This is a genomic window from Bacteroidia bacterium (assembly GCA_033391075.1).
GTDB lineage: Bacteria > Bacteroidota > Bacteroidia > J057 > J057 > JAWPMV01.
Genome location: JAWPMV010000001.1, coordinates 1,583,424 through 1,604,326 on the forward strand (window position 1 = coordinate 1,583,424; position 20,903 = coordinate 1,604,326).

The window sequence follows — 20,903 nt, forward strand, 5'->3', positions numbered from 1 at the left end:
TCTTTCCAAGAGCTCCCAATGACCATGTTGTTTAGGAATAATTTATTAAAATTAAGGATGCGACAGCACCCATTATTAGAAAACCATCAAGCTAATGAAAAAAATAAAAATAGGTCTTACAGGCCTGGGTAGAATTGGAAAAGTACATTTGGAAAGTCTGGTTTTCCGTCTGCCGGAAGCTGAGGTCCTGGCCGTATCAGATCCCAATTCAGAAACCCGTGCTGTGGCAGAATCTTATGGCGTGGATAGCTTTTACCAAAGCTATGAAGAACTGCTTGCGCATCCGGGAATCGAAGCGGTAGTGATTTGTTCTCCAACCGGAACCCACAAAGAATACATTGAAAAAGCAGCAGCAGCCGGGAAACACATTTTTTGTGAAAAACCCCTGGAAATGACGGTAGATAAGATTCAATCTATCGATGAAACAGTCAAAAAAGCGGGCATCAAATTGCAAGTGGGATTTAACCGACGCTTTGATGCTGATTTCGCTGCGGTTAAGGAGCAGGTACTCGCAGGGAATATAGGGGAGCCGCATATTTTGCGGATTACCAGTCGCGATCCCGGACCTCCTCCGGTATCCTATATCGAAGGTTCTGGAGGCTTGTTTATGGACATGACCATTCACGATTTTGATATGGCTCGATACATTGTTGGTTCAGAGGTGAAAGAAGTATATGCGAAGGGAGCTGTGCGGGTCGATCCTGCCATCGGAATAGCTGGTGATGTGGATACCGCTACCATTCAATTGACTTTCGAAGATGGAACCTTGGCCTGTATTGATAATAGTCGAAAAGCTGTTTATGGCTATGATCAGCGGATGGAGATCTTTGGTTCGAAAGGTATGTCCCAGATCAAAAATGAATATGCCAATACTCAATATTTCTATGATGAAAAAGGCAGTCACGGCCCTCCGGCATTGAATTTTTTCATGGAGAGATATACCCAGGCTTACTATGTGGAAATGCGGGAATTTATCCTGGCTATTTGGGAGGATAAAGCCGTTCCCTGTGATGCTTATGATGCGCTAATGGCAACAAAGATTGCAGTAGCAGCCAAGCGTTCAATGGACGAAAACAGACCTGTTTTACTTTCGGAGCTTTAACCTCTTTTACATGAAATTCCTCAAACTACTGTTGCTATGCTGTTTCCTCCCACTCTATAGTTGGTGCCAGGACAAACCCAATATTCTTTGGCTGGTTTCAGAGGATAATTCCATCCACTACCTGGATATGTATACGAAAGGAGCTGCTAAAATGCCTCACATAGAAAATCTGGCAAAAAAGGGCTTGACCTTTACCCATGCATTTTCTCAGGGACCCGTATGTTCTGTGGCGAGAAGTACTTTGATCTCTTCTTGTTACGCTCCTCGAATCGGGGTACAATATCATAGGAGGACCCAGAAAGCTCCTATGCCTGAAGGGATTCAGATGTTTCCCTATTATCTACGACAGGCTGGCTATTATACAAGCAATAATGCGAAGGAAGATTATAACATCATAAAAAGCGAAGGGGTTTGGGATGAATCCTCTCGTAAAGCGACCTATAAAAACCGAAAGGAAGGCCAGCCATTCTTTCACGTACAGAATTTTGGAACGACCCATGAAGGAAGACTCCATTTTAGTCGGGAAGAAATGGCGGCTAATCCCACAGAAAAAAATCCTGATGACATCACGCCATTCCCCTACCATCCCAATACAGAAATCAGTAGATATACCTATGCCAAATACCATGACTTGCATGCAAAGGTAGATCAACAAATTGGTGCCTTCCTCAATCAATTGGAAGAAGATGACCTAATGGATAATACCATCATTTTCTACTATGGAGATCATGGAGGAGTACTGCCCAGAAGCAAAGGATACATTTATGAAAGTGGATTGCATGTGCCCTTGGTAGTCTATATTCCCGAAAAATGGAAAACCCTGGCACCCGCAGATATGGGAAGCAAAGTCGATCCTTTTGTGAATTTTATGGATTTTGGACCTACGGTACTCAATTTGGCTGGCGCTGAAATTCCGGAAGGCATAGATGGTAAGCCTTTTTTGGGAAATGGAGTGAGTAAGGAAGACTGGGAAAGAAGAGATTATGTATTCGGCTATGCAGATCGTTTTGACGAGAAATATGATTTCGTCCGCAGCTATCGCAAAGGCAATCTCAAGTACATCCGTAATTATCAACCATTCAATTATGATGGTTTGCACAATTTCTATCGCTATCGAATGCTTCTCTATCAGGAATGGAGAGAGCTTTACCAGGCAGACCAACTCGATAAAGTCCAAAGACAATTCTTTGAGCCCCGTCCTGCTGAACAGCTATTTGATCTCAGTAAGGATCCGCATGAGGTAAACGATCTCTCCAATGATCCTGAATATAAAGATGAATTAATAGCTATTAGGCAGGCCTTTACGAAGCATATGGATCAAATGATTGATCTTAGTTTTATCCCGGAACCATATTTTATTGAGCAGGGCATTGGAAATCCCGTCGCTTTCGGGCAGCAAAACAAAGAATTGATTCAGGAGCTTCGGGAGATTGCCGATTTGCAATTAGTTCCATTCAAAAAAGCCAAAAAGCGACTCAAGGAAATCTTCCGTTCGTCTAATCCCTGGAAAAGATTCTGGGCGAGCATAGTCCTGAGTTCTCATGGGAAGTCCGCCAAATATTATTATTCTTTGGCCAAATTTCTGGCTGTGGCAGATGAAAATAATCTGGTAAGACTGAGGGCTACCGAATTTCTTGCCCTGACCGATGAACAAGACCCGGAAAAAAATATCCTGCAAATATTAGAAGCTGCTAAAACAAAAACAGAAGCCAATCTCATATTGAATACAGTAACCCTTCTGATGGATGCTAAAGCCTATTCTTTTGATTTGAGAAGATTGAAATTTAATGCCAAATGGCTGACAGAAGGAGACGCATTGGTGATGAGAAGATTGGAATACCTACTGGATAAATAAGATCGAAATGAGAAGACTAGTTCTGCTTTTTCTCCTGATTCCCGCTATTCTGAATGGCTTGTTAGGGCAAGATATTCATGCGATACAGTATCAAAAGATTAGACCTGTTTTGCTTGGCAAAGAGCATAATGTGATTCTCTATCTGGAGCTGGAAAATAAGGATGCAGAAAAGCCTTTCGTGCTGGAAGAAATTTATTTAAGCAATTCCGGGACAACTGCGCCTGAAAAGATTCAAAGCATGCGTATTTATTATAGCAAGGATACGCTTTTGCCTGCCTCCCAAGAGCAATTCTCTTTTACTCGCTCAGGAAAAGAATCTATGGTATTTGAAGGTAGTCTGAAATTGGGGAAAGGAAAGCATTATTTATGGATGAGTGTTGCCCTGGATAATGAGTATCCTTTGGATGGGTGGCTTAAATATTCTTGCCTCTCTTTGGGTTTTGATCATGAAATACTTTCTGATATTAAAGAAAAAACTCCCCTTCAGAGACTAAGCGTTGGACAGCTAATTCGAAAGCAAGGACAAGAAGGAGTAGATACCTACCGTATACCTGGACTCGCGACTACCAAGAAGGGAACTCTGATTGCTGTCTATGATACCCGGCGGAATAGTTCGACCGATCTTCAGGAAGACGTGGATGTAGGTATGTCCCGTTCTATGGATGGAGGAAAGACGTGGGAGCCTATGAAGATCATCATGGACATGAAAAGATGGGGAGGAAAGCCGGAAATTGAAAATGGAATCGGTGATCCCTCCGTTTTGGTAGATCGGGAAAAAGGGGTGATTTGGGTTGCAGCAATTTGGGCGCATGGACATCCCGGCAAGAGAAACTGGTGGGCTTCAAAGCCTGGAATGGAACCCACAGAAACCAGTCAATTTGTCCTGGTGAAAAGTGAGGACGATGGAAAAAGCTGGTCAGAGCCTATCAACATCACTTCTCAGATTAAGGATCCTTCCTGGTATCTTTTACTGCAAGGACCGGGAAAGGGCATCCAGTTGAAAGATGGAACCCTGGTTTTTCCCGCACAGTTTAAAAATAAAGATCAGATTCCCCATTCGACTTTGATTTATAGCAAAGATCATGGAAAGACCTGGATAATCGGAACTGGAGCCAAATCCAAAACTACGGAATCACAAATCGTGGAATTGAGCAATGGCGACCTTATGCTGAATATGAGAGATGATCGGGGCAGGGAGAACCCTCAGGGAGGATTTCGTTCAGTGGCGATCACCCGCGATTTAGGCAAAAGCTGGGAAGAACATAGCAGTTCAGGAAACGCCTTACCTGAACCTGTCTGTATGGGCAGCCTCATTAGCACAACTTATAAAGGAGAGGAACTCCTGCTTTTTTCTAATCCAGCAGTCTCCAAAGGCCCCAGAAGACGGATGACCCTCAAAGTCAGTAGAGATCAGGGGAAATCCTGGCCGACTAAGTATCATCTCTTGCTTAATGAAGACAATTCATATGGCTATTCTTGTTTGACGATGATAGATGAGGAAACTATTGGCATTCTTTATGAAGGCCAGAAAGAGATGTTTTTCCAACGGATTTCTTTAGCAGACTTAATTTCAGAATAAGATGGACTGGATGGATGAAAGTCAAAGTATGATTGGAGCCTATGGAGAATGGGCTGCTGGTCTTTATGGTGATGCTGTTCCGGAATTATCATTTCGCAATGATCGATTTACGGATTTAGGAGCATGGAAGAAAAATGCGAAGGCTAAGGTTCTGGAATTACTCAGAATTCCGGAGATGGATTCCTATAGGGATCTGAAAATAGAATCAAGCCATACATTTGAAGGCCTCCATATCGAAGAACTTTCCTGGCAATTGCCTTATGGCCCCCGAACAAAAGCGACCTTTCTGAGACCCATCAATTATTCGGGGAAACTTAGAGGTGTATTAGGCTTGCATGACCATAGCGGAATCAAATATTTTGGTAGGAGGAAGATCATACGCACGAAAGAGGGTTTGCATCCCATGATGAAGGAATTGCAGGATCGATCCTATGGAGGTAAAGCCTGGGCAAATGAACTGGCACAAAGAGGCTATGCAGTATTGGTGCCGGATGTGTATAGTTTTGGAAGTAGGAGGATTTTCCTGAAAGATGTGCCCGAGAGGATCAGAGGCAAAATATCAGATCCGGAAGAAAGCGATTTAGCAGGAATCAAAGCCTATAACAGCTGGGCGGGCAATCACGAAAGCATCAATGCAAAATCTCTGTTCTCCGCAGGGACTTCCTGGCCCGGCCTGACATTCTACGAGGACCAACAAGCTCTCCATGTATTGGCTAATAGGGTAGAGGTAGATGAAGATCGATTGGGATGCGGCGGCCTTTCGGGAGGAGGACTTCGAACAGTTCTTCTTTCGGGTTTGGATGAACGCATAAAATCTGCGGTATCTGTGGGTTTTATGACTAGCTGGAAGGACTTTCTCCTACATAAAGCTTATACCCATACCTGGATGATCTATATTCCGGGCCTTGCACGCTTTTTGGACTTCCCGGAAATCATGGCCTTGCGTACGCCCTTAGCCTCTTTGGTTTTGAGTAATACTGAAGATCCTTTGTTTAGTTTGAGAGAAATGGAAGAGGCTGACCAAATCATGAAAGATGTCTATGCTAAGGCAAAGGCTGCGGATCGATATCGGGCTTCTTTCTATCCGGGTGGGCATAAGTTCGATCAGTCCATGCAGGTGGAGGCTTTTGAATTTTTTGATCGCTTTCTTTAACTCATGATAATCCTTAGCTCTGCTTATTTGATCGTTTGGGCACTGGGAATCTTTTTAGAGAAAATGGTTATTTCATTAGGAGTCTGTTTTTTGACTTTTCACAGCTTCTTTACGGAAAAATCTGCCCAAAAACCGGCAAGATTTTAAACCAGCCCGACAAGCCGCCCCGACCACCATATCTTGCGGCCCTGCGCACCTGGGTAGTGGCAGGTAAGGTAAGTGAGACGTCTTTTGCGTTTGAGTTTTATCATGTTGGGTAAGTCGTATACTTTAATTGACTCAAGCCTACCCAAGCGCGGTGGCCTTGCAGAGCCCATCGGGAGAAGGGGTGGCGTGCAGGAATGGTTCTGGGCTCTGCGATTTTTGCCCCCCTTTTTCTAAAAAGGGGGGAAATGAAACAAATAATAGAAAAGGAATTTATACTAAATAAGAATAGATGTTTGAAAGCCTGAAGATCGAAATAAGCGGAAAAATCGCTCATTTAATTCTCAATCGCCCCCAGGCCCTGAATGCCTTAAACAAGCAAGTATTAAAGGAATTGGTAGAAGCCTGTGAGTACCTGAATAAGCAAAAGGAAGTAAGAGCAGTCATCATCAAAGGAGAAGGTAAATGCTTTTCGGCAGGAGCAGATCTAAACGAAAGTATGGATACAAAGCCTGAGCAAAGCGATTGGCTGGAAAGGCGTGAGCAGGGGCAATTGGGCTATCGGATGTGTGAGGCAGTCCAGAATCTCAAAGCAGTGAGTATCGCGCAGGTACATGGATTCGCCATAGGAGGAGCTTTTCTTTTGATGCTGGCTTGTGATTTTCGATTGGTGGAGGAAAGTACTTTCTTCTCGATTCCGGAAGTTGATCTGGGCATACCCCTGACCTGGGGAGGGATTCCGAAATTGATCTCAGAAATAGGTCCCTTGAAAACAAAGGAGCTGGTCATGACTTGCAGGCGATTTGATGCGAAAGAGGCCATGAAACTGGGGCTCTTAAATCATATTTTCCCCAAAGAAATGCTGGAGGAGGAAAGTCTGAATTTAGCCCAAAGCCTTTCAGAAAAACCTGCCTTAGCCTTGCTCATGACTAAAGAACAGATCCATGCACACGCCAGCCAGATGACTCAATCCTATCTGGGCAGCGCAGAAGGAGATATGTTGATGTCTGTATTAAAAGATCCGGAGTCTAAAGCAGCTGCTTTATCCTTTCTGAGCCGTCTTAAGGAAAAAGATAAATAATCGGGAGGACAGTCTTTGACATACCCTCCCGATTTTATATTGAACTTTCTATCGATTCAACTTTACTGCATAAATCGTAGAATTGACTTTGGTAGGAAAGATCATGCTGGAAGTTGGTTTCTGAGATTCAATTCCCCCAAAAAACCATCCAATGGTAGTAGAGCCAGCAGGTACTTTTGAAAGATCAATGGAATTTCCTTCATAAATGTACTGTTGATCCGCAAAGAAAATAGCATTTGAGCCTAGGAGTTCGGGCAGTTGAGGCTCGTTTGGAGGCATTTGTACTTTTTGAGTCAACTGATTGTTCTGCCAACTCATTTGGGTAATGCTTTTTACAAATGGAAGTTTGGCTCCATTATCTCCCTTTTCCCATTTCCAAACTCCGGAAGAATCAACCAATTGGCTTTCTCCTATCCCTCCCAGGATCACATGGGTATTGCTAGCCGAAGCCTGATCAACCACGGATACAAGGGGAGCTGTATATTGGTTACTGATTTGTTGTAAACTATTTTCAGCATAGGTAAAGGCCCCATTATTAGCCATCATACTTACAGGAGTTACATATCCTCCATCATTGGGAGTAAATACCCCTCCATATGCTACGATATTTGCGCCTGACTGCAGGTGCAGTTCTGTAACATTGATATCTCTTCTTCTAAATACCTGATTAGAATAGCTGCTCGTATCATAAACCAGATGCTCTCCAAATTTAAACACTCGGGTAGCCCCTGTATATTTTCCCGTTTTTCCGGGCACATACACGCCATCATAGTTCTGACCAAACATGAGGTAAAAATACTCCCCGTTTCTCTGCAATTCTCCTCCGGATACCTGAACAAAAGGAGTATTATCAGCAATCTTCATTAAAGACTTGAAAGGGTTGACGCCTTGTTCTACCTTTTCAATCATGGTAGATACCTGCAAGGATAGCATGCGAGGAATGGTAACATTGCTTTGAATATCCTGGGCCAGATTTCTTCCATAGCCACCCGCGAGAAAAAGGGTATCTCCATCCTGAAGAAAGGCCATATTGCTGGAAGAGAACTGGAGATACATGGGGTTATTCCACTGGATATCATAGCTACTTAAGCTGTACGTATCTAAATCGATAACGTGGATTCCTGAATTAGCCTTGCTACTTTTAAAAACAGTATCTCTTTGAGAGAGTCCATGAAATCCATTGGTTCTTCCTCCGATCAATAACATTTTATTGCCTTGCCTCGCCCAGGCAAAAGAGTGAAAGCCCGGGATTGGAGCCGGAGGATTAACCGGCTCAATACTGATGGTGAAATTGGGTACGGCTGCTAAATCTTCGATTTCTACTTCCGGTTCTGTACTACCGGATGTGGATTGATCAGAACTGGGACCACATGAGATCCCTATCCAGCTCATGAAGAAAAGGTATATGCATATTTTAAAGAATCTCATAACTAAGTTTGATTAGAGTTTGGATTATTATTGATGTACTTAACCCAGGCTTCCAGGAGCCTTCTTTGGGAATCACTTAGCTCTCTTGATTTGGGCATATAGAGCACATCGTTCCATATATCAAGGCTGGTTCTCTGCAAAACCAAGCCTGCCATAGTGCCATTTTGCCAAACCTCTTTAGTAAAAGGATGAATAGACGCCATAACAGGATAAACGACATCATAAAGCTTGAATATTTCCTCATAAACAATGTCGAAAGTTACGGGTAAGCTTCCATTCTCGTACTGACTATAATCCTTGAATTCATGTACTCTCAGACAGACAAAACCCCCGGTATCCATAATGGTATATCCTCCTGATGCATTGGTATAGGGAGGAATTTGATTATTGGGATATTGGCCCTCATACACAAAATAGTAGGACGCATTATCTGTTAACTGTACCGGGCCATTTACCAGATTTACGATATCATTATCCTTCAATTGAAGGGTAACAGTGCTGGCATTTTCACCATAAGGTGTCATGGGATCATTCGCCGCTTCCGGGGCCCTGAATTTCGCTACAATTACATTTATAGGCTCTGTAACTGGGAATCCTTTTTGCATGATTCGTAGCCTACAAGGTATTCTTTCCTTGTCATAAACCCGATAACCCAAAGAGGCATCATCATTTTCATTCGTATATAAACCCTTAGTATCCGAAATCATCATATATTCGGATTCAAGAAGCACACTTTTATTTTCAGAACCAGTATTGAGGCTTACCTGTATAAGATTTTGCTGAATCTGATTGATTAATTGGTCTCCTTGTATCAGAAAATCAAAGACACAGCCTTTGGCGAAAACATCCAATCGCGGATTTGCGGATTCATTCACCTCTATTGACGCAAAGATATTGCTGGGCTGATCTTTGGGATGAAAGTTAAGCATCCCCAATTCCCATGTATGAAAATTTGCCTCCCCTCTATAAATGGGCCAGGTATTATCTTCTGGCCAGGGTAAGTTTTTGTCAATGGCCTCTGGCCAGGTATTCCCCATATCAATTGAAAACAGAGCTGTATCTGCATCCAGTCTTTTTAAGCGAGATATGGCCGGAGCCAAAGGAACTGAGCTGACCTGAGAGTTTGGACCGGTTCGTGTAAAGCTCTCCTGGCCCAGAGATATGAGATTCCTTCCCAGTACTCCTGTCTTCATATCCCCTTCGTACCAGGGGGTAATATTTCCCACTGTTCTGGCTGTTGCAGGATTTTGGGGAAATTTAACTCCTTTTGCTTGTTCTTCGAGGTACCAGCTTTGGTTGATCCGGTTTTCAAAAATTTCGAAGGTAGTAAAACTCACAAACACGCCTTTTATCGGGCGAGGGTCATCCTTGTTTGCATTAAAGAAAGCCAGCAATTGCGATTGCTCCTGATCCGGTATTTCTTCCAGGGGTATAGAGGATACCCAGCGAGCAGAGCCCGCCATAGGAGGAAACCAGTTTACCGTACGCCAATTGGCATAGAGTAGGGCTGAGAAACGGAAAGGCTTACCAGAGAGGAATACATTGTCCGGGTTTTGAGTTTCAAATAGATTCGCCTGGCTACAGAATATATTGGCATACACGGATTGGTTGGAGATCGTTTCGACCATAGATGCCGTAGATATTCCACTGCCCGGAACAGTATCCAGATCAAAAGAAGCTCCCAAAAATGGTTTGACATCTGGAGGTGCGTTGGTAATATCTGAAGGTTGCCAGGTTACCGGTGGCTTATTGCTTTCAGGATCGAAAGTTGTTACTCCTGATACATGGACTTGACTCATTCGCACACTCATATCCCCCCACATATTCCAATAGCCTGTTACATCTCCTTGAAAAGGAGGTCGGGGACCACCTGCCAGGTCATTTTTTGAAGCCTCATAAAAAGGGAAATAGCCTGCATCAGGAGAATTATTATCTTGGCCTACAGGGGTAATACACCATTGTCGCAGCTTCTCTATGGTATCAATAGATTTAATTTCAATAAACCATAGCGGTAGATTTGTAGAACTATCTATCAGATATGGATCCGCTTGAGGATCCGGGTCAAATGGAACCGAGACTGCATCTATTTTTTCTTTAGTTGTAAAATAGAGTCTGGGGGGAAAGAAGGGTCTGGATCGTGTTGCATCATACAACGTAAGCGGAAAGGTGTAAGCATTGTTTATAGTCGGAACATGGATGTCAACATTTCCATGAAAATTAATCCGGGGGAGATCAAAGAGTCCCATAATTGTTTGTGTTAAGTAATAGAGTGTCTTCCCATTTTATTGGAATGGGCTTATCGTTTGGAGTATGTGTGGAAAAAGTTCTTAGAACGGGATTTATTGCTAAATCGCTAACTTTTCATGTTTAGTTTTCAAATTGCTTAATAGGTACTTCAATTTTCATTTCAGTACCTTCTCCTGGCTGGCTGCTAACGAGGATTTTTCCTTTATGATTCTCGATGATACCATAACTAATGGATAAGCCAAGTCCGGTTCCTTCTCCCACATCCTTGGTAGTAAAGAAGGGTTCAAATATTCTTGATTGGATTTCTTCTTTAATGCCAATTCCATCATCCTTGATCTTGATCCAGGCATTCTTAGCATCTGTCCCGGTTGTAATTCGAATATTGCCTTTATCTCCTATGGCTGTAATCGAATTGTCCAGGATATTCATAAATACCTGATTGAGTTTGCCAGGGATACTCTCGACCAAAGGGAAATTGGGATCGTATTCCTTGATGATGGTGATATTGTTCAGTTTATTATCGAGCAAGGCAAGGGTAGAATCCAGTCCTTTGTGAAGATCAATTTCTTTAAACCCATCTTCATCAAGACGAGAGAAATTCTTTAGACCAGAAACAATATCCCGAGTCCTCTTGGAACCTTCTTCTATTCCTTCTACCAATCCCTGCATTTCTACAAAGAGGAAATTGAGGTCCATTTCTTTAGCATAATCTGAGGCTTCTTTTAGCTCATTTACAATCTCACCCTCTGATTTAATGGCCTGGTATTTTTCGACAACCTGCTTGACTTCCGAAAGATCCAGTTTCAAAGAATCTATATTAGAGATGATGAAATTTACAGGATTATTGATTTCATGGGCGATCCCTGCGGTAAGTTGTCCGAGGGAGGCCATTTTTTCAGACTCTACCAATTGGGTTTGAGCCGTTTTCAATTTCATCAGGGTCTCCTGAATTTCCTCTTTTTGTCTGACAACTTCTTTCGTACGTTCAACTACTTTTCCTTCCAACTCCTGATTGGCCCTAAGTTGGATGGTCTCATTTTCTTTTAATTGGAAAATGATCTCTTCCTGTTTTCTGGCATTCTCTTCTTTTAGCACATTGATTCTGTCCGCCAGGGCAAAGGAAAGAAGGATAACTTCTGTCATGTGGCCAATGTATATGCCACTACTTGTAAAGGAATTACTAGGAATTGCTCCTCCAATACTTAATATAAAAATGATTACAAGAATCAGGAATAAGGTCCATGCGATCAGGAAAAACTTGGCGGACCTGTCTCCTCTTATCCATCCCCTTATCCCCAAACCAATATAAAAAGTACAGGAAAGGGTGCTGAACAATTGTGCTAATTGATCAGCCGCTGCATGATTTCCACTCAAATTTACTCCGGCCAGTACAATGAACAATCCAATAAAGCCTATGCCAATCCGGTAAGGAATTTTATCTTCAGAACTAATATTCAAAAACCTGAAGGTGAACAACATCACCGGAATATTGGTGAGACAAATGATCATCGGTAAATAGAAGTTCATCCCTGGATTATTGGGCCAAAGGAGTTTGAACGAACTTCCCTGCAATCCCAAATAAAAGATGGTGGAACCCAGAATATAAATAATGTAGTATAGGTAGGTCCTTTCTCGGGTCGAAAAGAAGATGAAAAAGTTGTAGAGGAAGGCAAAGATCATGATACCTATATACAAACCCCAGAAGACATTTTCCTGTGTTTTACTACTGGCAAAGGCTCGCGCTTCAGATACATTTATTGGCATCAGGAAAGGATAACCTGTTCTTGCCTTGAGATAGTAACTTCTGCTTTCTCCTTGTTTCAGTTCGAGATTGAAGGTCCAATTCTCGGCCAATATGGGTCGATGGTCAAAGACATTGCCTATTCCACCGCTGTATAATAGGCTTTCTGTACTATCCCCGATTTCATAAACCTCTATCTCTTCCAATAAGGGGCTACCTATCTCAAGGAAGAGAGAAGAATTACTTTCGTTGATTAGGCTAAATCTTACCCAAACGGGATAAGGGATGCTTGCCAAATTCAGCACTCCGCTTTGTAAATCCTGAAATTCAGCTCCTTTCAGGCTGCTAAGATCAGCGGTAGAGCTGGAATCGACATAAAATTCTAGCCCTTTTCCAAAGCTGTAGGATTGCCCTGACTTGATCGCTATGGGAGATTGGGCAATTGAAACATTACAGAAAACTGCAAGTCCAATCAGACAAAAAATCTTAATAGGGTTCATACACAATTTTGGTTTCTTTGAAGAGAATTTTTTGATCCTTCATCTCCTTCATTTCGGCATCCGGTCCAATGGATTGTTGGTAGCGAAAGAAATTGTCAGGATCGTACTTATTCTTAATAGTAACCAGTTGTGTGTAATAATTGCCCCAGTAGGCCCATCTGTAATCTCGCTGATTTCTGTTGGGATAATTTTGATAGGAATGTCCATTTCCATATTGAGCGAGGAAATTGAAAAATCCTTCCAGCCAGATCTTATTGGCTTCTCTGTCGTTAGTGATTGAATTATAGAGTGCGTCGCAAAAGAAGTCCATTTGGACATTACGGTGTATAAAAGCAGAGTTTTCAATCGGGAATTCATTTATTCTTCCTCCATAGAATTCCAGATCAATCATGGTATAATCGTTGGGAGCGGTTTTCATGAAATAAGAAAGAATTGCCTCCCAGTCGCTGGTGCCTAATTGATGATCTATATACATGCTTCGTGTGAAAGCATTTGTTTGCACGGTATGTGGAATATTGGGAACTCCTTCTAATAACCATCCATTGATGGTGGAGTATTTGCCATTTTTTATTTGAATATCACTCGCCCCATTCAAAGAGGTCAGAGGTTGTATTGCCGCCTCAAGACTTGCCTGATCTCCAACCCATGTGCCTCTGAACATAACTTTTCTATGCCTATCCGTATCCATTGTAATCGGAATTTGCATACCAAAGTTTGGGTATTTATCCTGCGTAAGTAACTCATTTTGCATGGTGTAAAGAGCTCTTGCAGCATCAGGTAAATTATCGTTTATATCCCAGTCAATCTTTACTCCAAATATGTTTCCTAATTCGTAAACCCGATAGGTAATATTCAGTAATACCCCAAAGTTTCCTCCGGTTCCTCCTCGGATCGCCCAGTACATGTCTTCATTCTGAGATTCATTGGCAACCACTATGCCTCCATTTGCAAGCATAACTGTTACTGCAAGCACATTGTCGCAGTTCATGCCAAATGTCCGGGAGGTTAATCCATATCCTCCCCCCATCATATAACCAGCTACGGCAACAGTTGGACAACCTCCTCCTGGTAGATGAAGTCCGTAAGATTCCAAATGACCATTTAAGTTTCCAAAGAGAACCGCTGAATCGACCGTTACGGTTTTATTATTATAATCTACATATATGCTATTCAGATTTCGAAGATCTATCACCAGTCCATCACAAACAGAGTAGTCCGCAAGGCTATGCCCTCCGGATCGAATAACGGTCCAGAGATCTATCGAATTGGCAAAACTCAGGAGTTCGCGAATGTCATTGTAATTTTCTACCAGTGCAATGATTTGAGGATCTGTTGGATAGGTATTGCTAAAATCGTTTTTGTATTGATTGTAATCCGGAGACCAGGGAAAGATCAGTCTACCCTGAATTTTCAGTTCGAGTTTTTTGAGTTTAGTTCTGGAAATCTTGCTCTTGGAAGGGATTAGAGATCTGCTACTTTTTTTCTTCAGTAAAGAGATAGATTCTTCTTTGAGTAATTGAGTGGGGGTTTTGCGGTGGCTCATGAGGGTCTTAGGTTATAAAATGTAAACTGAATATAAGGTCAATTTATTTTATTTCAATACATAATAATGTCAAATATCCCCAATAATACAAAAGGAGTATTTAGTTTCTGTGTGGAATTAAATTACGTTCAGGATTAAGCCTTTTTGTCAGGAGATGGGTAGGTAGGTATCAATATAATGATTTCCTGCAAAAAATTTATATATCCTGTCGTTTTTATGAGAAATGATTTGAAAGGAGTTGCTGTAGCTGGGGGTCATTGTAGTTTTTTATGTAGAACAGGATATTGGAGAAATGTTCAAATTCTTCCTCTTGATGGGTAGTTGTAACAACCACAACTTTTGCTCCTGCATTCAGGGCAGTTTCTACTCCCGTCAGGCTATCTTCAAATACCAGGCAATCTTTGGCTTGAAGTCCCATACTGCCTGCTGCCATTTCGAATATCTCTGGATCTGGTTTGCCTTTTTTAACACTACGAGAATGGAATATGCCCTTGAAGTAAGGCGCAAGCTGTAAATTATCCACTACAAATTCTACATTTCCGGGAGGTGCTGCTGTTCCCACTGCCATCGGAATTTCCCTGGCTACTAATTTGTCGAGACACTCAGCCAATCCCTCTATTAATTTGAGTTGCGGCAAAAAGATTTTTCTATACTCCGCCTCTTTCTCGGCACTGATTTTTTTTCTTTCCTCCGGCGTAAAGCGATCTCCAAATAGTCGGGCAATGATCTCCTCATTGATCCCATGTACTTTTTCCATGATTTCCTCCAGACTCATTTCGAGACCCAGACTGGATAGCTTTCTTTTCCAGGCGTGATGATGAACCATCATATTGTCGATCATCGTGCCATCCATATCGAAGATTATGCCTTTGAATTGCTTGCTCATACATTTACTATTTGCGATTTCCTTTGTCTATTGGCGCAAAAGTCAAAGAAAATCTCCTCAACTTCAAGTTTGCTTCAGTTTTGTGTCTGACTTTTTCAAGAAAACTCAAATACTTTAATCTGTTGTAAAATGAGAAAGAATTTTTTTCTCTTTTTTCTTGTTCTTGTTTTTTCCCCCTTCTTCGAAATTTCAGTTCTACTTGCCCAAAACAATGGCCCCGGAAGTGGTCGCAGAGACGGGCGGGTAAATGGACGGAGAGTTCGAATACAAACCCGTAATATCGTCGATACAAGCCAATGTGCTCGCATGGAATTCCGTACGATAGATGGTACTTGTAATAATCTGAGAAGTGCTGAAAGTATGGAATTTGGTGCCCGTGATATTGTATTGCGGAGATCCCTACCTCCAGCATATGGACTGACAGACCCTTTCAATGCTATGGGAGGTGATAATCGCTTCTCAGCCCGTGCTATTTCAAATATTGTTTCTGCCCAGACGGGCCAGGAGCCAAGCAATCAAAACCTCAGTGCCTTTGTGTTCAGCTGGGGGCAATTTCTGGATCATGATATCAGCCTTACTCCGGAAGCTCATAACGAATTTGAACCCATCTCTTTGCCCGCAAATGAGCCTCTTTTTACCCAGGAAATCCCCTTCTTTCGCTCAGAAATTTTTGCTAATACCGGCCAAGTAGAAGCTCGGGAACAATTGAACCTGATCACAGCCTGGATAGATGCTTCCATGGTCTACGGATCAGAACCCTTGCGTGCCGATTGGTTGAGGACTCATCAAAATGGAAAATTGAAAGTTTCCAGTGGAAATCTATTGCCCTTTAATACGCTCGACGGAGAATATGGAAGCCCAATTGATACAGCCGCTCCCAGTATGGCGGGGGTAGATGCGAATGGAAGAATGTGGGTAGCTGGAGATATTCGTGCGGGGGAACAAACAGGCTTGACTTGCTTGCATACCCTTTTTGTTCGGGAGCATAATCGGCTTTGTGATGAGTTGATCGGGCAGGGTTTACAGGATGATGAAGAAATTTATCAGAAAGCCCGTGAACAGATCATCGCACAGATACAAAAGATCAGCTATGATGAATTTTTACCAGCTATGGGAGTATCTCTGGATAGATATGAAGGATATGATAGTCGAGTTCGACCCGATATCAGCAATGAATTTGCTACGGGGGCCTATCGTTTGGGGCACACAATGGTTACCGGAGGAGTACGCCTGGTAGATGCAAATTGTCAGCCGATGCCTGACTCTTTGGTGAGCCTGATAGAAGCTTTTTTCAATCCCTCTATTATTCAGAATAATGGGATAGATCCCTATTTGAAAGGATTGAGTCTTGAGGTCCAGTCGGAGGTTGATTTATTGATTGTCGATGAGCTCAGAAATTTCCTCTTCAGTGATCCTAATAGCTCTCCAATCGTAGCAGGTTTTGATCTGGCGGCCTTGAATATTCAAAGAGGTAGAGATCATGGCTTGGCGGACTATAATAGTGCAAGGCAGCGTTTCCGGGGACGAACTGCACGAGACTTCTCAGATATCAGTCGAGACTCATTGACAGCAGCTCGCTTATCCGCAGCTTATCAGGGAGATATCAACAATATTGACCTTTGGGTTGGACTCCTGGCTGAGGATAAGGTAAATGGGACTTCTTTAGGACCCACGCTCTTAGCCATGCTCAAAGATCAGTTTGAACGATTGAGGGACGGGGATCGCTTCTATTTTGAGAATTCACTGGGCCGAAATGCGCTTTCAAATATCGATAATACAAGCCTTTCTGATATCATCCAGAGAAATACCCAATTGAGTGATCTTCCCTCAAATATCATGTTTGCTTCTACTTGCAATGGAAATGTGCAAAACAACAATCGACTTGCCAGCCAACTGGATATTTTCCCTAATCCCTCCGAAGGAGAAATCAGGATCAAAAGAAGTCGAAAAGATATTCGAATAGAGGCCTTTAGCGTCATTGACCTAAGGGGTATGACCCTTATCAATCGAAGGGCCTATGAGCGCAGAATAGATCTCTCATTTTTACAGCCCGGCACCTATTTTATACAAATTTTCACCAACAAAGGAATGGCAACAAAAAGCCTGGTAATGGAGTAAGATGTGATTTTCTAATCGAAAAAATTATGGATACCTAAAGAAGGAATGCATGTAACAGCAACGTCTAAGGCTTAAACAATGTCCATAGAACGGGTCCAAAGGCCAAAGTTTCCAGAGATTAAATGGGAATTTGAAGCTTTTCAATCAGTGGTTCGATACCGGCTTGCGGATCCGTTCGTTTTACACAAACAAACAGTCTTTGACATGAAACTTCTGTTGGTGTCAAGTGAAGAGAAATTGGCAAACATGCTTCAGACACAGCCTGAGGAATATTTCTTCAGTTTTGAAGTCTCTTCAACTTATACAGATGCAAAAGAGCGACTAAGCTCTTCTGCCTTTGATGTATTGATTCTCGATGCTTATCAGGCCAAAAACTGTCCTGTTAAATTTCTATCTGTGCTTCGTTTAAACAATGAGCTGCTTCCTATCCTTTTCGTACAATCCCATGAAAATCTGGAAGAAATGCTCCGTGTTTTTGATGCAGGGGCTGATGATTGCCTCAGTCGGCCTTTTCATCCCGATGAATTTTATGCCCGTATTCGAGCACTTTATCGAAGATATCGATTTCACGGACAGGAAGAGTTGAATTTCGAAGAAATATACCTGGATTTGGGAAGTCGGGAAGTCAGAATTTCAAGCCAATTGCTCAAACTTACCCGAATGGAATATGAGTTATTGCTTTATTTCCTTTCAAACAAAAACAGGGTGTTGGGAAAAGAAAAAATTGCAGAATATCTCTGGGAAGATCAGACAGACTCCCTGATAGATTTTGATTTTGTATACCAACACATCAAAAACCTGAGAAAAAAGATGAAAGCCCTTGGGGCCAAACCTTATATTCAGACCGTTTATGGGCTCGGATATCGTTTTAATTCAAGGATTTAAGTCGCTAAATGAGATAAAATGATATCATTTCTAAGATGCGTTTACAAAGATTTTTATTCTAGGTATCCAGGCCCTATTTGGTATACAATCCCCTGGCAGTTGGAATTTGTCAAATTTAGTTGACTTTCTTACCTCCATTCAAAAACTGCGATTCTGAACCCTTTGAAGCTATTTGTACCTTTGCAGCTCCAAATGAAGACCATCGTTCTTTTGCGGAAATCACGCCTTGCGTAAAGCGAAGTTTTATTTTTCCAACAGAAATCCAATTCGCTTAAAGCATTTCCCCAGCTTTTTGTTTAGGTAAATGAGTCGGCCCGAGTCAGAATTTCGATTTTATGGGGCCGACTCAATCTATTTTTACAAAATTATCCGACTTAGCCCTGGCTACGTTTCAAGACCTCTCCGGCAGGAAGAATTTCCAAATAATCTATAGTTGTAAGTCTCTTAAGCTCTTTCTTCAAAAAGTTCGTGCTAATTGGTCCCCATCCTTCTGTATCCAGGCCGTGAAGATTTAGCACCAGCCAGCCTCCCTCTTCTTTGGCCAAAAAGTCATCAATCTGCTTTTTTACCCAGCTGTCAATAATATTTGGTCCATTTGAGGAACAGGAAATGAGGACAGGGCTTCCATCTTTGGGGATAGGATTTATGGCTCCTTTCCCAAATGTTCGGATACCTTTCACCCGACTAAGCGTAAATTTTTCCAGTTCTGGAGTAGAGGAATTGAACGGGAAATTGAATACCGCATAAGCGGGATCATAACCTTCGAGATATTCTTCAAAATAATCCAGACACTTAGCGATCAGGCGTTTGGATTTGCTCAGGGGTTGGCGAGCGAGGTTTAAGTGCTTCCAGCTATGGGGCATGACTTCATGACCTCTTTTAATCAGCTTATTCCAGTCCTCAAAATCACCCATCAGATCAGGTAATATCCAATCATCTACTTGCTTAAACCTACGAAGATGCCCGGAAGCAATTACATTTAGACATGCCTGCAATCCATAGCCCTCATAAATATCAGCGATCTTGTGAAAAGAATCCCGAAACCCATCATCGAAACTCAGGGTCAGAATATGACTTTTGCCTTCAGACCATGGCCATTGTCCGGCAGCGGTAGCCAGAGAGGCCATGAATGCATTTTTGCTAAATTTTCTTCGGTTCATCAGCGTGTATTTGTGGATGGTAAAGGGGAAAATGCATTAGTATTCTCCACACAAAAAACTATAAGAAATCAAGGGAAATACTTCACTTCATTTGTAATGAGCGCTTGTTTTACACAGCTCTTGCTCCATTCCGAGGGAACAGATGCAATCTCTTCGAGATCGGAATGCCTATTTCGTAGTACTTAAACGGGGCCTAAGACTTAGCCATATCAATATAAGAAAAAGGCTTCACATCGAATTGTAAAGCCTTTTCTATTTTGTTTGTACTAATTGTTTCTTTCTGGTATATCCCGTTCAAAGTACAGGTAGAAATAGACTGCTGCGCCAAAGTCGGTAGCATCTGTAGAAACTAGCCGCCAACCTCTTGAAGCGTATTCATCTAGTTTGGCTTGAATATCTTTGCCAGAAGACTTGATGATATGTTCGCGGTCCTTGGTTAATTTGGAATAGTAGATGAGCGACTCAAGTTTGTATTCTTTCATAGGGAATATTATAGGAGCTTATTACTTTCTTTTGAATGTCTGGATAACTTTCTGGGCATCTTCCCAGGCTTTTTCTTCAGAAGCTAAATAGGTAGCAAATATGAGAAAATAGCCTACCTCTTCATCAAATAAAAGAAGCTGATAAGCCTTCTCAGTCTCATCATCCCGATTATCTGCTTTAAGCCCATAACCCCTAATCCCATCCAACTCAACTTCCTGGATTCCATAATCCAAATCCAATTGATAATCATCCGGATAGTTTTTTAGTCGTTTCAAGCAGAAAAGTTTGGGATCCGGGATTTCCGTATTCTGAAAGGATTTATCAATGATCAGACTCAATTTGTCTTCACTTTCTGTCGGAGCTTTGCCATCTCTATTGAGAATGACGGCATTTCCCATTACCCTAAAGACCTGTAAGCCTCCAACTTCCGGATCAATATTAAAAGAGAGAGCGGCGATGGGATCAATTTTCATCTCTTTATTGACGAAAATACTACGGACGCTTTCTCTGATGCTATTACCCAGCTTCACGGAATCTTTCAAATAGACTCCATTGATCATGATGCTGGTGTTTTCATCTCCATATACCAGGGTGTATTTGGCAAAGGTATATCCATTTGCTTCCTGCTCAATTTCCAGTTCTAAACCCTCATCTTCCTGGACCTTTATCTTATGAATAGAGAGCACTTTCATCCCTTGTGATTCAAATTTCTCAGGGCTGAGTTCAGAGGAGATTTTCTCTATTGGTCCCGGGATTTCCATCAGCATGATCATGGAAGTCGGATCGCCAGGATTGCTGAAGCCTTTCATACTTGAACTCACTTCAAAGTTTTGAGGCGGGATCAAATAGACAGGAGTTCCTTTGATTTGAATATGCCCATCGGTTGGTTCCTGGAATTCGTTGATCTCCTGTGCTTTTATACTAAAGCAGCTTAGGAGTATACCGCCAAAGAGTAGTAATTTCTGGAGTTGTTTCATTGCTATTGTTTTGTGTGCTTA

General features: G+C 42.1%; 15 protein-coding genes. 7 read left to right on the plus strand and 8 right to left on the minus strand.

Features of this window, described 5'->3' with window-relative positions:
- Positions 1–94 precede the first annotated feature (94 nt).
- The 5 genes from iolG (at position 95) to R8P61_06350 (ending at position 6,914) form a co-directional block, all read left to right on the plus strand.
- A complete protein-coding gene (gene iolG, locus R8P61_06330) occupies positions 95–1,102 on the plus strand; it encodes an inositol 2-dehydrogenase (protein MDW3646656.1) in 1,008 nt (335 codons plus the stop codon).
- A 10-nt stretch (positions 1,103–1,112) separates the two neighbouring features.
- Positions 1,113–2,957: a sulfatase gene (locus R8P61_06335; protein MDW3646657.1), complete on the plus strand. Its 1,845-nt coding sequence runs from the start codon at positions 1,113–1,115 to the stop codon at positions 2,955–2,957.
- A 7-nt stretch (positions 2,958–2,964) separates the two neighbouring features.
- Positions 2,965–4,536, plus strand: coding sequence for an exo-alpha-sialidase (locus R8P61_06340; GenBank protein MDW3646658.1), 1,572 nt, complete (start codon positions 2,965–2,967; stop codon positions 4,534–4,536).
- A 1-nt stretch (position 4,537) separates the two neighbouring features.
- A complete protein-coding gene (locus tag R8P61_06345) occupies positions 4,538–5,689 on the plus strand; it encodes a hypothetical protein (GenBank protein MDW3646659.1) in 1,152 nt (383 codons plus the stop codon).
- Positions 5,690–6,125: 436 nt separating this feature from the next.
- On the plus strand, positions 6,126–6,914 hold the full coding sequence (locus R8P61_06350; protein MDW3646660.1) for an enoyl-CoA hydratase/isomerase family protein: 789 nt from the start codon (positions 6,126–6,128) through the stop codon (positions 6,912–6,914).
- A gap of 48 nt (positions 6,915–6,962) precedes the next feature.
- Here the strand turns inward: R8P61_06350 and R8P61_06355 are convergent, their stop codons facing one another.
- From R8P61_06355 to R8P61_06375, 5 genes are all read right to left on the minus strand, one after another.
- The gene (locus R8P61_06355) at positions 6,963–8,306 is read right to left on the minus strand and encodes a hypothetical protein (protein MDW3646661.1); all 1,344 of its coding nucleotides are present in this window, start codon (positions 8,304–8,306) and stop codon (positions 6,963–6,965) included.
- A 38-nt stretch (positions 8,307–8,344) separates the two neighbouring features.
- Positions 8,345–10,588 (minus strand): hypothetical protein, encoded by a 2,244-nt coding sequence (locus R8P61_06360; protein ID MDW3646662.1) that lies wholly within the window; start codon positions 10,586–10,588, stop codon positions 8,345–8,347.
- Positions 10,589–10,709: 121 nt separating this feature from the next.
- Positions 10,710–12,830 (minus strand): 7TM diverse intracellular signaling domain-containing protein, encoded by a 2,121-nt coding sequence (locus R8P61_06365; GenBank protein ID MDW3646663.1) that lies wholly within the window; start codon positions 12,828–12,830, stop codon positions 10,710–10,712.
- Positions 12,817–14,373 (minus strand): FAD-binding oxidoreductase, encoded by a 1,557-nt coding sequence (locus tag R8P61_06370; protein MDW3646664.1) that lies wholly within the window; start codon positions 14,371–14,373, stop codon positions 12,817–12,819. The genes R8P61_06365 and R8P61_06370 overlap by 14 nt, the downstream gene beginning before the upstream one ends.
- A 214-nt stretch (positions 14,374–14,587) precedes the next feature.
- Positions 14,588–15,259 (minus strand): HAD family phosphatase, encoded by a 672-nt coding sequence (locus R8P61_06375; GenBank protein MDW3646665.1) that lies wholly within the window; start codon positions 15,257–15,259, stop codon positions 14,588–14,590.
- A gap of 129 nt (positions 15,260–15,388) precedes the next feature.
- Between R8P61_06375 and R8P61_06380 the strand changes: the two genes are divergently transcribed.
- Positions 15,389–17,377: a peroxidase family protein gene (locus R8P61_06380; GenBank protein MDW3646666.1), complete on the plus strand. Its 1,989-nt coding sequence runs from the start codon at positions 15,389–15,391 to the stop codon at positions 17,375–17,377.
- Between the two features lie 204 nt (positions 17,378–17,581).
- Positions 17,582–18,262, plus strand: coding sequence for a response regulator transcription factor (locus tag R8P61_06385; protein MDW3646667.1), 681 nt, complete (start codon positions 17,582–17,584; stop codon positions 18,260–18,262).
- 374 nt (positions 18,263–18,636) lie between these two features.
- Here R8P61_06385 and R8P61_06390 read toward each other — a convergent pair whose 3' ends face one another.
- The 3 genes from R8P61_06390 to R8P61_06400 all read right to left on the minus strand — a co-directional run bounded on the left by R8P61_06390 (position 18,637) and on the right by R8P61_06400 (position 20,882).
- Complete coding sequence (locus tag R8P61_06390) at positions 18,637–19,422, minus strand: polysaccharide deacetylase family protein (GenBank protein ID MDW3646668.1); 786 nt, start codon at positions 19,420–19,422, stop codon at positions 18,637–18,639.
- 266 nt (positions 19,423–19,688) lie between these two features.
- Positions 19,689–19,904, minus strand: a complete 216-nt coding sequence (locus tag R8P61_06395; GenBank protein MDW3646669.1) for a DUF4177 domain-containing protein — start codon at positions 19,902–19,904, stop codon at positions 19,689–19,691.
- A gap of 21 nt (positions 19,905–19,925) precedes the next feature.
- Positions 19,926–20,882 (minus strand): hypothetical protein, encoded by a 957-nt coding sequence (locus R8P61_06400; GenBank protein MDW3646670.1) that lies wholly within the window; start codon positions 20,880–20,882, stop codon positions 19,926–19,928.
- Positions 20,883–20,903 lie beyond the last annotated feature (21 nt).